The sequence below is a fragment of the Micromonospora sp. NPDC005324 genome (genome assembly GCF_040607155.1).
Taxonomy (GTDB): Bacteria; Actinomycetota; Actinomycetes; order Mycobacteriales; family Micromonosporaceae; genus Micromonospora; species Micromonospora trifolii.
In genome coordinates, this window is sequence record NZ_JBEXGE010000016.1 from 34941 (window position 1) to 47829 (window position 12889).

Sequence of the window (12889 nt, forward strand, 5' to 3'; positions counted from 1 at the left end):
TCCGTTCAGGAGAAACAGCGCTTGCCAGGATGGCCCAGACGTAGTGCGGCCGGGCGGCGTGCCTCGATCTCGAAGCCGCACGCCAGCAGCAGGTCGATGCCGAACCCCTCGGCAGTGGCGGCCGCATCATCGATGCCGGCCGCGCGCATGCCGGTCACCAGTGCGGTGACCAGCCGACGTCCGAGCCCCAACCGCCGATACCGGGCATCGACAAGCACGCCGTCGAGCACCATCTCCCGCTCTGGCATGCCCGGATGCCACTCCCCGAACTCCAGGAACGGGCTGCGCTCATGGGCCCGCAGTTCACCAACCAGCGCTCCGTCGGGAAGCTCGGCGACGTACCGCCAGCAGGTGGCCGGCAGATCGCTATTGATCACCCGACGCACCTGCGCAGTCCGCCGGACCTCGGCAGCCCACCGCCGGTTGTCCCGATAGCGCCGGTTCAACTCGTAAGCGGCCGGTGGCAGCGGCAGTGGATACCGCTGGGGCGGCAACCGGTACCACTCCGCCCACCAGGCGCCGGGCCAGTCCCGAGGCTCGTGGACCGGCCACACGTCCAGGTGAGCCGGATACCGGCGGCCTGCCTCGTCCCGCATGTCGTCGTGCGGGACCGGCGTGGGTTCGGTGACGCCGGAGATGGATGGCGGGACGCCAATGGCCAACTGCCCACCTGCCGCCTGGACAAGGCGTTCCACTGTCCGAAACCGAGGATCGACGGCCCGCCCCGACTCGATCCGGGCCAGCGTCGGCTGCGGCACCCCGGATTTCTCGGCCAACTGCCGCTGACTGAGATCGGCCCGCCGACGCAGCGCGCGGAGCGCCCGGCCGAGATCGGCTCCGCCGGACTCGTCGATGTGGTCACTCGCCTCGGTCACAGGCCGATGTTCCCGGCCGGTCGACGCGCTATCAACACCCCGCGCCAACCTGTGGATAACGCTGTGGAAAACCTCTCCGACCGGTGGATGACCTACTTCCGCGATCCCTTTGGAGCTGAATCGTTTGCGGCATCACCACCCTCTTGGGATCCCCGGCAAGAACCCTCGCCCCCGGCCCCGGCCCCGGCCCCGGCGATTCGTTTACGACATCAGCTCCAAAGGAAGACTGGGCCGGGTGCTCGACCCTGCTGGGCAAGTCGTCCCTACGCGTTGTTCCACCCGGCGGGCGTCGCCGCCGTCGACGCCGCCGCCTCACTCGGCCCGGTCTTGGATCACAGTCGAGGGGTGGGCACGGACCCCGGGCGGAGGGCGGGGCTACCGTGAGGGTGTGGCGCTCTCCCTGGCGATCTCGCCCTGCCCCAACGACACGTTCGTCTTCCACGCGCTGGTGCACGGGCAGGTGCCCGGCGCGCCGCCGGTCGACGTGACGTACGCCGACGTGGACGTCACGAACACGGCGGCCGAGCGGGGCGCCTTCGACCTGGTAAAGGTGAGCTTCGCGGCGCTGCCCTGGTTGCTCGACGACTACCACCTGCTGCCCTGCGGCGGCGCTCTCGGTCGTGGTTGCGGCCCGCTGGTGCTCACCCGGGGCGACCGTGACGGCGGGCCGGACCGCACCGATCTGACCGGTGCCACGGTGGCGGTGCCGGGCGACCGGACCACCGCGTACCTGCTGTTCCGGCTCTGGTCGGCGGGGCGACCGCCGGCCCGGATCGAGGTGGTTCCGTTCCACGAGATCATGCCGGGCGTGGCGGCCGGGCGCTACGACGCTGGGCTGGTCATCCACGAGGCCCGGTTCACCTACCACCGGCACGGCCTGAGCGCCCTGGTCGACCTCGGCGAATGGTGGGAGGCCGACACCGGCCTGCCGATCCCCCTCGGTGCGATCCTGGCCCGACGTGGGGCGGTAGACCCGGAGGCCGCGGCCGGCTGGGTCCGCGAGTCGGTCCGGCAGGCCTGGGCGGACCCGGCGGCCAGCCGGGAGTACGTGCTGGCGCACGCCCAGGAGATGGAGCTCGACGTCGTCGACCGGCACATCGGCCTCTACGTGAACGAGTTCACCGCGGACCTGGGCGAGGCCGGTTTCGCCGCGGTGGCGGCACTGCTCGACCGGGCCGCCACCGCCGGCCTGGTGCCTCAGACCTCCAGCTCGCGGGCCACCGCGTGGACCAGCTGAGCGATCTTCTGCGCGGCCTTCTTGTCCGGGTACCGACCCCGGCGCAGGTCCGGCTGGACCTTCGCCTCCAGCACCTTGATCATGTCTTCGACCAGGCCGTGCAGTTCCTCGGCCGGCCGACGGCGCAGCTCCGACATCGACGGCGGCGCGTCCAGCAGCTTGACCCCCATGGCCTGCGCGCCCCGGCGGCTGTCCACCACGCTGAAGTCGACCCGTTGGCCACCCTTGAGGTCGGTGACACCCGCCGGCAGCGCCCCCTTGGGCAGGAACACGTCGCCGCCCTCGTCACTCGTGACGAAGCCGTATCCCTTGGCCGTGTCGTACCACTTCACTCGACCCGTAGGCACCTGAAAACCCCTGCTTCACTTGAGCCGCTACTGCTCCAAGGCTAGCTGGATCATCCGGTCGAGCGCCGCTGGGAATTCGGTGAGCTCGTCCAGCACCACTTCCGCCCCGGCCGCGCGCAGCTCATCGGCGGAGCACGGCCCGGTCGCCACACCGATGCCGGGCACCCCGGCCGCTGCCGCCGCCACCATGTCCGCGACATGGTCACCGACGTAGTGGGTCGCGCCGTGCTCCCGCAGAGCGGTCGCCTTCTGCTCGGCGAACAGGTCGCCGGCCAACTCGTCGACAGCGAGACCGAGGTGGTCCAGGTGCAACCGGGCCAGCCGGCCGATCTTGGACGTGACGACCAGCACCCGGCCACCCCGCGCACGGATCGCGTCGATGGCCTCCCGCGCGCCGGGCAGCAGGAGCGTCGGGGTGATCGCGTACGCCGGGTACAGCTCGCGATACACCCGCACGGCCGACTCGACCTGCTCCGGTGGGAACCAGTGCGCGATCTCGGTACGCAGCGGCGGCCCGAGCCGGGACACCGCCAGTTCGGCGTCGACCGGCACACCGGTCTCCGCGGTCAGCGCCCGGTACGCCGCGGCGATGCCGGGGCGGGAATCCACCAGGGTCATGTCGAGGTCGAATCCGACGGTCAGTGCGGGCATGTCGAGAAACGTACCGGCTACTCCCAGTCGGCCGGACGTCCGAGGGGCGCGGAAGCCCGGTGCCGGGCTAGCGTGGAAAGACGATGACCACCTCACTCGCCGACCACCTGCGGTCGCTGCCCGACGAGTCACTGGCCGCGCTCCTCCAGCTGCGGCCCGACCTCGTCGTGCCCGTGCCAGCCGACGTCTCCGCCCTGGCCATCCGGGCCCAGTCCCGGGTCTCCGTGGCCCGCGCGCTGGACGGTCTGGACCAGTTCACCCTCCAGATCCTCGACGCCGCCCGCCTCACCCGGAACCCGGACGACGCCACCACGGCCACCGACACAGTGCTCGCGATGGCGACCTCGGGGCCACAACCGCCAGCTCCGACGGCCGTCCGGGCCGCCGTGGGCCGACTGCGTGCGCTCTTCCTGCTGTACGGCCCGGAGCACGCGCTCCAGGTGGTGCCCGCCGTCGACGAAGTCGCCCCGTACCCCGCTGGGCTCGGCCGGCCGGCCGCGGAGCTGGACCCGCGCACGGCCGCGCTCTGCGCGGACCCGGCGAAGCTCCGACGGACGGTGCTCGCCGCCCCGCCCTCGGCCCGGGCGATCCTGGATCGGTTGGCGGCCGGCCCGCCGGTGGGCAGCGTGCCGCCGGGGGCGTTGCAGGCGCCGCCGCTCGGCGCGGCCGACCCGGTCCTCTCCGACCCGACAAACGGCGGCGCGCCGACCGGCTCCCCGGTGCGGTGGCTCGTCGACAACCGGCTGTTGGTCCCCGTGACGACCGGCTCGTCCACGGCCAGCGGAACTGTGGAGCTGCCCCGCGAGGTCGGCCTGCTGCTGCGCCGCGACAGTGGCCCCCTCGGGGCGCTGCGGACCAGCCCTCCGTCGGTGTCCGCCGCGCCGCGCGAGCCGAAGGCGGTCGACTCGGCCGGGGCCGGGCAGAGCATGGAGGTCGTCCGGCACACCGAAGGGCTGCTCGAGCAACTCGCCGACGAGCCCGCGCCGGTGCTGCGTTCGGGTGGCATCGGGGTGCGGGACCTGCGCCGGTTGGCGCGTGCCACCGGGCTGGACGAACCGACCACCGCGCTGCTGCTGGAGGTGGCGTACGCGGCGGGGCTCCTCGGTGAGCTGGAGATGCCCGGCGCGACCACCGGCCGGTACGGGGCCGATCAGCAGGTGCTGCCGACCGGCGGGTACGAGGTGTGGCGGGCCGCCTCGCTGGCCCAGCGGTGGGAGCAGCTCGCCCGAGCGTGGCTGACCATGACCCGGCAGGTGGGGCTGGTGGGCCGCCGTGACGACCGGGACCGGCCGATCACCGCGCTCTCCGCCGAGGCTGAGCGGGCCAGCGTGCCGGCCACCCGACGGGCGGTGCTCGGCGTACTCGCCGATCTGGAGCAGGCGACGGCGCCCACCCCGGAGGAGGTGCAGGACCTGCTGGACTGGCGGGCACCGCGTCGCAGCCGGGGCAGGGACGCCGCCCACCGGGAGGTGCTGGCCGAGGCCGCACAGCTGGGCGTGACGGGGCTGGGGGCGCTCACCTCGTACGGTCGGCTGCTGCTGGGGGACCTGACGTCGACCGACGAGCGGGGTGACGACCCGCTGGGCGTGCACGCGGACGTCGAGAGTGGCGACCCGTCCGGTGCCGCGCGGGCGCTGGACGCCCTGCTGCCCGCACCGGTCGACCACTTCCTGGTGCAGGCCGATCTGACCGTTGTGGTGCCCGGCCCACCCGAGCCGGCGCTCGCCGTCGAGTTGGAGGCGATGACCGAGCTCGAGTCGGCCGGCGGGGCCAGCGTGCACCGGGTCACCACGGCGAGCGTGCGGCGGGCACTGGATTCCGGCTACACGGCCGACGACCTGCACGACGTGTTCCGGCGCCGGTCGCGTACCCCGGTGCCGCAGGGGCTCAGCTACCTGATCGACGACGTGGCCCGTAAGCACGGCGGGTTGCGGGTAGGCCTGGCCGGGGCGTACCTGCGCAGCGACGACGAGACGCTGATCAGCGAGGTGTTGGCAGACCGGCGGCTGGAGTCGTTGGCGCTGCGCCGGCTCGCGCCGACGGTGCTGTGCACTCAGTACCAGGTTGGTCGGCTGCTGGGCGCGCTGCGCGACGCGGGGTACGCCCCGGTGCAGGAGGACGGCACCGGCAGCACGGTGCTGGCCCGGCCGCGAATCCGGCGGGCCCCGCCCCGGGTGTCGGTGACCACCCGGACGATCGACCCGCTGGCCGCCCCGAAGCTGCCCATGCCCCGGCTGCTCGGCGTGGTGGAGCACATCCGGCGAGGCGACGCGGCGGCGCGGGCCGCCCGACGGGCGCCGGCGGTGGTGCGCGGCGGGGCGCCCGGGCTGGGCGGCGGCCCGGTGCCGGCGCACACCCACAGCGAGGCACTGGCGGTGCTCCAGCAGGCGGTGCGGGACAAGGCGCTGGTCTGGGTGGGTTACGTCGACGCGCACGGGGCGACGGCGTCCCGACTGCTCAAGCCGGTCTCGATAGGTGCCGGCTACCTGCGGGCCGAGGACGAGCGGACCGAGATGCTGCACACGTTCGCGCTGCACCGGATCACGGCGGCGGTGGTAGCGGACTGACCGGTGGCGCCACCGGACGGGCGCTCTCGGTCAGCGGCGGCTGCGGCGTACGGTGCCGACCACCGAGATGATCAGCAGCAGCGCGAAGCCGGCGCCGGCGGATTCCCCGACCGAGTCGACGAAGCCCTGCTGGAGCACCAGCCAGCCGAAGAGGAACCACCCGAGGAGGAGCGTCGCCGCGACGGCGTACGCGATCACCGTCGTTCGGGACACCTCGTCGGGTGGTGCGTGCTCGTGCTCCGCGATCACGTCCTGGTCGACCGTCATGCGCAGCCTCCCCGCCCGGTCCGGCCCTGGACTCCAAGGGTGACACTCGAAAGTCTGGTCGGACAGGGGGTTATGCCCCCGATTCGCTCCGTGTCGGTCAGGTGCCGGGGCGTCGGCCGATCAGCACCACCCGGGTGCCGACCTTGCCGAGCTCCCACATCCGGACGGCGTCGGCGTGCAGCAGGTTGACGCACCCGTGCGAGCCGATCGACTTCTCGTGCAGGTAGGTGGTGGTCTCGTGGAAGCCCATCCCCTGGGTGAAGTGCTGCCAGTACGGCAGCCACACCTCGTACGGGTCGGACCACTCCTTGGGGTTGCGGTAGTTGACGGCGTACGTGCCGGCCGGGGTGCGGTAGCCGGACATGCCGGTGCGGGTCACCGTCGGCGCCATGATCACCTTGCCGCCGCGGAGCGCCCACACGGTCTGCCGGGTCAGGTCGACGCAGAACGTGGTGCCGGTGCCGGCCTTGCAGCGGGTCGTATCGGTGGTAGCGAGGCGCTGGGCCACGTCGAGGGTGGTTGGTCCGGCGCGACCCTCGACGGGGCGAATGCCGTACCTCTTCTGGAACTTCTTGATCGCCGCGCAGTCGGCGGCGGACTGCCGGCCGTCCACTGTCACCGCCCCGAACCCGCCCAACCGGGCCAGGTGGGTCTCCACAGCGCGCTGGTGCTGCCCCCGTGGGCAGCCGGCGACGGTCGGCGTACCGGTGCCGGGGGTCGTGGTGGGCGCCGGGCGGGTCGGCTTCGGCGTGGGTTTCCGGGAGGGTTTCGCTGTGGGCGCGGCCGGCGTGGGCCGGCCGCGCTGGTCGGGCCCGGGCGTGTCGCCCGCCCCCGTTGCCTGTTCCGCAGCACCGGCTGGGGCGGCTCCCCCGCCACCACTCCCGCCGGACTGCGGATCGAACGCGCACGCTCCCGCGCCGACCAGCACGACCACCACGAGGGCGACCAGCCGGGAAGTGATCCGGACATGCTCCATGGAACCTCCCCAGACAGTCGTCCCGTTTACTAGACGTTCGTGAGTGCCATCACGGTTGCGCCCGGTGAGCATCTTTCTTTCGCCGTCCCGCATCGTGTAACACTGGATGGTCGGCCAGCAGCGGGTATGCGACCCGTTTCGGCCGGTCGGCCAACCGAGGAGAGGACGCTGGCGTGAGCGGTGGACCACTGATCGTGCAGTCGGACAAGACCCTGCTGCTGGAGATCGACCACCCCGACGCGCAGGCCTGCCGGATGGCGATCGCGCCGTTCGCGGAGCTGGAACGCTCGCCGGAGCACGTGCACACCTACCGGCTGACCCCGCTGGGTCTGTGGAACGCCCGTGCGGCGGGCCACGACGCCGAGGGTGTCGTGGATTCGCTGCTCAAGTACTCCCGCTACCCGGTGCCGCACGCGCTGCTGGTGGACGTGGCCGAGACGATGGACCGGTACGGCCGGCTTCAGCTCGCCAACGACCCGGCGTACGGGCTGGTGCTGCGCGCACTGGACCGGCTGGTGCTGATCGAGGTGGCGAAGAGCAAGAAGCTCGCCGGGATGCTCGGCGACAAGATCGACGACGACACCATCCGGGTGCACCCGTCCGAGCGCGGCCGGCTCAAGCAGGCGCTGCTCAAGCTGGGTTGGCCGGCGGAGGACCTGGCCGGTTACGTCGACGGTGAGGCGCACCCGATCGAGCTGGCCGAGGCCGGCAAGGACGGTCGCAAGCCGTGGACGCTGCGCTCGTACCAGCGGGAGGCCGTCGAGGCGTTCTGGGCCGGCGGGTCGGGGGTGGTGGTGCTGCCCTGCGGCGCCGGCAAGACCCTGGTCGGCGCGGCGGCGATGGCCGAGGCGAAGGCGACCACCCTGATCCTGGTCACCAACACTGTCGCCGGTCGGCAGTGGAAGCGGGAGCTGATCGCCCGCACGTCGCTGACCGAGGAGGAGATCGGCGAGTACTCCGGCGAGCGCAAGGAGATCCGCCCGGTCACCATCGCCACGTACCAGGTACTCACCTCGCGGCGCGGCGGCGCGTTCACCCACCTGGACCTCTTCGGGGCCCGCGACTGGGGCCTGGTCGTCTACGACGAGGTGCACCTGCTGCCCGCGCCGATCTTCCGGTTCACCGCGGACCTCCAGGCCCGTCGCCGGCTGGGCCTCACCGCGACTCTGGTACGCGAGGACGGCCGCGAGGGTGACGTGTTCAGCCTGATCGGTCCGAAGCGGTACGACGCGCCGTGGAAGGACATCGAGTCGCAGGGCTGGATCGCCCCGGCCGAGTGCACCGAGGTCCGGGTGACCCTGACCGACGCGGAGCGGATGTCGTACGCGACGGCGGAGGCCGAGGAACGCTACCGGATGGCGGCGACCGCCCGCACGAAGCTGCCGGTGGTCAAGGCGCTGGTCGACCGGCACCCGGACGACCAGGTGCTGGTGATCGGCGCGTACATCGACCAGTTGCACCAGCTCGGCGAGTACCTCGACGCGCCGATCATCCAGGGCTCGACCACCAACAAGGAGCGGGAGCGGCTGTTCGACGCGTTCCGGTCCGGCTCGCTGCGAACCCTGGTCATCTCGAAGGTCGGCAACTTCTCCATCGACCTGCCCGAGGCGGCGGTGGCGATCCAGGTGTCCGGGACGTTCGGCTCACGCCAGGAGGAGGCGCAGCGGCTCGGTCGGGTGCTCCGGCCGAAGGCCGACGGCCGACAGGCGCACTTCTACACGGTGGTGTCCCGGGACACGATCGACACGGAGTACGCGGCGCACCGGCAGCGCTTCCTCGCCGAGCAAGGGTACGCGTACACGATCGTCGACGCCGACGACGTCCTCGGCCCGAAGCTACCGACCGTCGACTGAGCCGCGCGGCCTTGATCGACTCGGTTTCCAGGAAGTCGCGGTGTCCGGAGCAGATTGATGCCCCGGTTTCCTGGAACCCGCGTCGATCAGCGCGTTGGGCGCGGGCCGTGGCGCGGGAACGGGATGCCTCTCGCGCTCGCTGTGGAGCTGATGTCGTAGACGAATCAGTCGCCCGCGTGGGGCTGCCACCGGCACGCGGCAACTCTCGTGCGCGCCACCCTGATCCGTGCCGTGCTGGTCCAACACTCTAGATCTTGGACACTTTCCGTCCCGTCTGAACGGAAACTGTCCAAGATCTCGACGACCTCGCGCTCCGGCGCGTTCCAGGCAGTCAACGAGCGTCAGCGTTTGCGGGACTCCGCGACGAAGACCCCGCGCCCCGGACGCCCAACGAGCACGCCCTCTTTCCGCAGCTTCGCCACCGCGCGGTGAATGGTCGACACCGACACGTCGTAGTGGTCGGACAGCTGCTGGGTGGACGGTATCTGCGACCCGGGCGGAAACTCTCCCACCTTGATCCGCCTCAGCAGATCATCGATCAGCTCGCTCATCGTCGGGGGAATCGGCACGCGGAGGCCCCTTGCAGTCGGTTGGCCCGCCCAGTATTGAGCACCGGATGACAGAGCGGCAACAACTGGAGGTGAAGCAACAGCAACCACAGCAGCGAGATTTGCTAGATAGGAGTGTGTTGACAGAGGTGAGAGGTATCGGTAGCGTCGCTCTCGGTGATGCGGTGCTGCTGCGGTCGGTTGGCGCCTCTCGTACTGGCCTCGCATCGCCGTCGAGATCCGACCCGTCGAGATCCGACCCGTCGAGATCCGACCCGTCGAGACCCCACCCGTCGAGACCCCACCCGCCGCGCCCCCGGGCGCGGCCCCGCTGCCGTACCCCCCGGACGGCCGCGGGTGGGCGGTCTCCGCCGAGCGCAACCGGCGGAGACCGCCCCTCCACGTCGATCCCATCCGAGGAAGGGCAGCCACGTGCGCAACCAGACGAGTCGGCTGGCGAGCCGACGCGACGAGCCACCTCCGACAAAAGGACGGGAAAGGCCGCCACGGCCCTGGCAGATTCGCCAGCGGTGCCGCTACCGATGACCGACCGCTGGGTGATCCACCTGCCGATCACGGTGCCTGACCTGCTGCGCGCCCGGATCTTCGCGCGTACCGCCGCTCGGGTGTTGGTCCGACTGAGCGCGCGGGTCGAGCCGGGCGGGGTGACCGTCTCCGCGGAGGACCAGCAGGGCGTACGACATTGGGTCTTCTGCGACCGGCCACTGCCCGGCGGCGCGCGCTGCGCGCTGCCGGTCGACCACCTCGCGCCCTGCGCCCGACGCACGCCCAGGCCCAGCCGCCCGCGACCCCGGCCCTGATGGCGGCCCTCAACGGGAGTATCGGCTCACCAGCACCGCCAGCCGCCGGTCGTGGTCGGCGCGGCGGAGCCTGCCGGAGCGCATCAGTGTGACCAGCCCGTGCAGGCCGGCCCAGAAGGTTTCGGTGACCGTCTCCAGGTCGTCGTCCGCGACGAATGGGCGCACCGTCTCGGCCAACTCGGCGAAGCCTCGGGCCAGGTCGGTTGGCACGTCCTGGCTGGCGAACGGCAGGTCCACGGCGAGGGTGAACATCGCGTCGTAGATCGCGGGCCGCTGCTGGGCGAACGCGACGTACGCGGCTGCCACGTCGGCGACCGCCTGCCGGGGGTCGGCGGCGGAGGCGCGGGCCGAGACCAGTGCGGTTGCCAGCTCGGCGAAGCCCTCGACGGCTACCGCCGCCATGATGGCGTCCTTGCCCTTGAAGTGGCTGTAGAGGACGGGCTGGCTGTACTCGATCTCGGCGGCGAGCCGTCGGGTGGTTACCGCGTCCCAGCCTTCGGCCAACGCCAGGTCCCGTGCCGCGGTGATGATCGCCCGCTCCCGCTCAGCCCGCTCACGCTCCCGGCGCGCCTGTGTCGACATGACAGCAACCCTAGCACCGCTAGCTATCCTGTCGGTGCTCTGCTAGCGTCGCTCTTATATCTAGCAGCGCTAGGAACTGGAGCAGACCCATGCTGACACCCCTCGCCTACGGGCTCGCCGTCGTACTCAGCCTCTTCGTCGTCTTCATCGGCGCGCGGTTCCTGCTGGCACCGCAGGCAGCGGCCGCCGGCTACGGCGTACCGGCCCGCCCGGACGGTGACCCCGCCTACCTGACGGTGAAAGGGCTGAAGGATCTCACGTTCGGGCTGCTCGGCCTCGCTCTGATCGCCTTCACGACCGCCGACGCGGTCGCGTGGTTCATGCTGATCGTCGCGCTCGTCCCGCTGGGCGACACAGTCATCGTGCTAAGAAACGGCGGGACGAAGGCCGTCGCCTTCGGCATCCACTTCGCCACCGCGCTCGTCGTCCTCCTCGACGCCGCCCTGCTGTTCGCCCTGTGAGCGCCGGGACGCGCTACGACGTGGGGGGTGGGCAGCGGTCGGGGAGGGTGACCTCGCCGGGACGGTGGTCGAAGGTGTCCATCGTGAACCATTCGTCCAGCTCCGGGTCGAAGAGGTTCTGTAGGCCGAACTGCAACACCTGCCACCACCGGCTCGGGTCGTGCTGGTCGACGTAGATGTCGCCGAGCGCGATCGGGAACCGGAAGAACTCCCCCGGCACCGTGGAGCCGCCGACCACCCCGACCCGCCAGTGGTCCACGTGCCGGTCCTTCTCACCCTGCAGGACCTCCGGCCCCACGTAGCGGGCGGTCTTCAGCTTGTCGTTGAAGATCTGCCGGTTGAAGAACCCCGGCACCTTGCTGCACGCGCGGGGCGGGAACAGCGGGATGTTCGGCCACTTGTAGGTGAGCGTGTAGAGGGTGTTCTCGTAGATCAGGTTCGTGAACCAGATCGGGTGGTCCGGGCCGCCGGCGGTCATCTGACTGTTGCCGTCGCGGCCCTGCCAGGAGAACGGCACGTCGATGCCGAGGTCCCGCACCACGTACCGGCCGGTGCCCTGGAAGTCGGCGGGGAGCAGCGGTGGGCGCGGCTCCCGCGAATCGGGGACCGTAGGGCCGTCGGCCTGGGCCGCGCGGGGCAGCGGCGCTGCCGCCGGACCGGGCGCGACCACCCCGAGGGCGAACAGAGCGCCGGCCACCGCCGCAACCGCGCTCCGACGGGTACGCCTCGAAGCCATCGACCCTCCGCCAGTGTGCACAGTGGCCGCGCCCGGACCATCGCGCGTGCCTCCGGCGAAGCGTATGAGCAGGCGAAACGTGAGAGCTGACGGAAGGCTGCGGCTCCACCGGTCGGGTGACGAGACGGCCTCAGAGGACCCGGGTCACCTGTTCGGCGGCGACGACCGCGTCCCGCCGCGCCGGGTCGAGGTTGGCGCTGATCACCACGGACGCGCCGGCCGAGAGCGGCGCGAGCAACCACTTCAGCGGCTGCTCGGTCTCGGCGGCGTCGACCAGCAGGCGATCGCCGGCGCGCAGGGCCAGCATCGTGGCGAACTCCTGGGCGAGCGCACCCCACTGACCGTAGGTGGTGCCGTCAGCGGTGGCCGGGTCCGACGGGTGGATGGCGGTGTGGTCGGGCGCGCCGTCGCCGTACCGAAGCACCTCGGCGGACCAGTCCAACCAGCCCAACGGCACGTCGTCCAGCCGCCCCGGCCCGGTGCCGACGAGATAGCGGTGCGGCGCGTCCGGCACGTCCTCCAACCAGTCGTCCTGCCGCTCCGGCGTCACGAAGACCGCGTCGAACGGCCGGTCGCCGCCCGGTTCGAGCACCGCCAGGCCCGCTGTGGCGCGCGGTCGAAACGACACCGCCCGGCCGGAGGCCCAGGCGCCCAACAACACCGCGGCGGTACGCCAGTGCGGCGGCAGCAGGACCGCTACGCGGCTGCCGGGGCCGAGCCGGCAGCCGTCCCGCAGCAGGCTCGCGCTGCGTGCCGCCCACTGGCCGACCTGCTGTGCGGTCAGGTCGACGCGCTCGCCGGTCGCCTCGTCGCGGTAGCTGAGCAGCGGACGCTCGGCCTCGACGGGCCGGGCCGTCAGGTCGGCCGTGACGGTTGGCTGCATCTCCACGCTCCCCGGGTCGACGTCGGCATCACAGTACTCAACGACTTTGGTCGCACCGGTCGTCGGCCGATGGCCGTATCGGGTG

14 protein-coding genes are annotated in these 12889 nt (G+C 71.8%); 5 read left to right on the top strand and 9 right to left on the bottom strand.

Translation table 11 applies throughout. From position 1 onward, the window contains the following. Positions 1 to 5 precede the first annotated feature (5 nt). Positions 6 to 875, bottom strand: coding sequence for a helix-turn-helix transcriptional regulator (locus ABZS40_RS18140; protein WP_354944369.1), 870 nt, complete (start codon positions 873 to 875; stop codon positions 6 to 8). A 388-nt stretch (positions 876 to 1263) separates the two neighbouring features. Here ABZS40_RS18140 and ABZS40_RS18145 point away from each other — a divergent pair, with 388 nt between their 5' ends. Beyond that, positions 1264 to 2112, top strand: a complete 849-nt coding sequence (locus ABZS40_RS18145) for a 1,4-dihydroxy-6-naphthoate synthase (RefSeq protein WP_354944370.1) — start codon at positions 1264 to 1266, stop codon at positions 2110 to 2112. On the opposite strand, the gene ABZS40_RS18150 is transcribed toward ABZS40_RS18145, so the two are convergent. Both ABZS40_RS18150 and ABZS40_RS18155 read right to left on the bottom strand, forming a co-directional pair. Further along, the gene (locus tag ABZS40_RS18150; RefSeq protein WP_196920747.1) at positions 2073 to 2459 is read right to left on the bottom strand and encodes a cold shock domain-containing protein; all 387 of its coding nucleotides are present in this window, start codon (positions 2457 to 2459) and stop codon (positions 2073 to 2075) included. The genes ABZS40_RS18145 and ABZS40_RS18150 overlap by 40 nt on opposite strands. Positions 2460 to 2486: 27 nt before the next feature. Next, positions 2487 to 3110, bottom strand: coding sequence for an HAD hydrolase-like protein (locus ABZS40_RS18155; RefSeq protein ID WP_354944371.1), 624 nt, complete (start codon positions 3108 to 3110; stop codon positions 2487 to 2489). Positions 3111 to 3193: 83 nt separating this feature from the next. Here ABZS40_RS18155 and ABZS40_RS18160 point away from each other — a divergent pair, with 83 nt between their 5' ends. Then, on the top strand, positions 3194 to 5677 hold the full coding sequence (locus tag ABZS40_RS18160) for a helicase-associated domain-containing protein (protein WP_354944372.1): 2484 nt from the start codon (positions 3194 to 3196) through the stop codon (positions 5675 to 5677). A 30-nt stretch (positions 5678 to 5707) separates the two neighbouring features. Here ABZS40_RS18160 and ABZS40_RS18165 read toward each other — a convergent pair whose 3' ends face one another. Both ABZS40_RS18165 and ABZS40_RS18170 read right to left on the bottom strand, forming a co-directional pair. After that, complete coding sequence (locus tag ABZS40_RS18165; RefSeq protein ID WP_354944373.1) at positions 5708 to 5944, bottom strand: hypothetical protein; 237 nt, start codon at positions 5942 to 5944, stop codon at positions 5708 to 5710. A 97-nt stretch (positions 5945 to 6041) separates the two neighbouring features. Then, positions 6042 to 6920, bottom strand: a complete 879-nt coding sequence (locus tag ABZS40_RS18170; protein ID WP_354944374.1) for a L,D-transpeptidase family protein — start codon at positions 6918 to 6920, stop codon at positions 6042 to 6044. A gap of 173 nt (positions 6921 to 7093) precedes the next feature. On the opposite strand from ABZS40_RS18170, the gene ABZS40_RS18175 reads away from it, so the two are divergent. Then, entirely contained in the window at positions 7094 to 8773 is a 1680-nt protein-coding gene (locus ABZS40_RS18175) for a DNA repair helicase XPB (RefSeq protein WP_124854244.1), read from the top strand. Between the two features lie 341 nt (positions 8774 to 9114). Here the strand turns inward: ABZS40_RS18175 and ABZS40_RS18180 are convergent, their stop codons facing one another. Continuing rightward, a complete protein-coding gene (locus ABZS40_RS18180) occupies positions 9115 to 9342 on the bottom strand; it encodes a winged helix-turn-helix domain-containing protein (protein ID WP_181545459.1) in 228 nt (75 codons plus the stop codon). Between the two features lie 521 nt (positions 9343 to 9863). Between ABZS40_RS18180 and ABZS40_RS18185 the strand changes: the two genes are divergently transcribed. After that, the gene (locus tag ABZS40_RS18185) at positions 9864 to 10142 is read left to right on the top strand and encodes a hypothetical protein (protein ID WP_354944375.1); all 279 of its coding nucleotides are present in this window, start codon (positions 9864 to 9866) and stop codon (positions 10140 to 10142) included. A gap of 9 nt (positions 10143 to 10151) precedes the next feature. Here the strand turns inward: ABZS40_RS18185 and ABZS40_RS18190 are convergent, their stop codons facing one another. After that, positions 10152 to 10724 (bottom strand): TetR/AcrR family transcriptional regulator, encoded by a 573-nt coding sequence (locus tag ABZS40_RS18190; protein WP_354944376.1) that lies wholly within the window; start codon positions 10722 to 10724, stop codon positions 10152 to 10154. An 89-nt stretch (positions 10725 to 10813) separates the two neighbouring features. On the opposite strand from ABZS40_RS18190, the gene ABZS40_RS18195 reads away from it, so the two are divergent. After that, the gene (locus ABZS40_RS18195; protein WP_354944377.1) at positions 10814 to 11185 is read left to right on the top strand and encodes a DUF4267 domain-containing protein; all 372 of its coding nucleotides are present in this window, start codon (positions 10814 to 10816) and stop codon (positions 11183 to 11185) included. Between the two features lie 13 nt (positions 11186 to 11198). Here ABZS40_RS18195 and ABZS40_RS18200 read toward each other — a convergent pair whose 3' ends face one another. After that, positions 11199 to 11921, bottom strand: a complete 723-nt coding sequence (locus ABZS40_RS18200) for a hypothetical protein (protein ID WP_354944378.1) — start codon at positions 11919 to 11921, stop codon at positions 11199 to 11201. 130 nt (positions 11922 to 12051) lie between these two features. Next, on the bottom strand, positions 12052 to 12804 hold the full coding sequence (locus ABZS40_RS18205) for a TIGR03089 family protein (RefSeq protein ID WP_354944379.1): 753 nt from the start codon (positions 12802 to 12804) through the stop codon (positions 12052 to 12054). Positions 12805 to 12889: the final 85 nt, after the last annotated feature.

Coding starts and splice junctions, on each gene's coding strand:
- ABZS40_RS18155 (WP_354944371.1), bottom strand. CDS start 3,110: ATGCCCGCACTGACCGTCGGATTCGACCTCGACATGACCCTGGTGGAT.
- ABZS40_RS18160 (WP_354944372.1), top strand. CDS start 3,194: ATGACCACCTCACTCGCCGACCACCTGCGGTCGCTGCCCGACGAGTCA.
- ABZS40_RS18165 (WP_354944373.1), bottom strand. CDS start 5,944: ATGACGGTCGACCAGGACGTGATCGCGGAGCACGAGCACGCACCACCC.
- ABZS40_RS18170 (WP_354944374.1), bottom strand. CDS start 6,920: ATGGAGCATGTCCGGATCACTTCCCGGCTGGTCGCCCTCGTGGTGGTC.
- ABZS40_RS18185 (WP_354944375.1), top strand. CDS start 9,864: ATGACCGACCGCTGGGTGATCCACCTGCCGATCACGGTGCCTGACCTG.
- ABZS40_RS18190 (WP_354944376.1), bottom strand. CDS start 10,724: ATGTCGACACAGGCGCGCCGGGAGCGTGAGCGGGCTGAGCGGGAGCGG.
- ABZS40_RS18195 (WP_354944377.1), top strand. CDS start 10,814: ATGCTGACACCCCTCGCCTACGGGCTCGCCGTCGTACTCAGCCTCTTC.
- ABZS40_RS18200 (WP_354944378.1), bottom strand. CDS start 11,921: ATGGCTTCGAGGCGTACCCGTCGGAGCGCGGTTGCGGCGGTGGCCGGC.
- ABZS40_RS18205 (WP_354944379.1), bottom strand. CDS start 12,804: ATGCAGCCAACCGTCACGGCCGACCTGACGGCCCGGCCCGTCGAGGCC.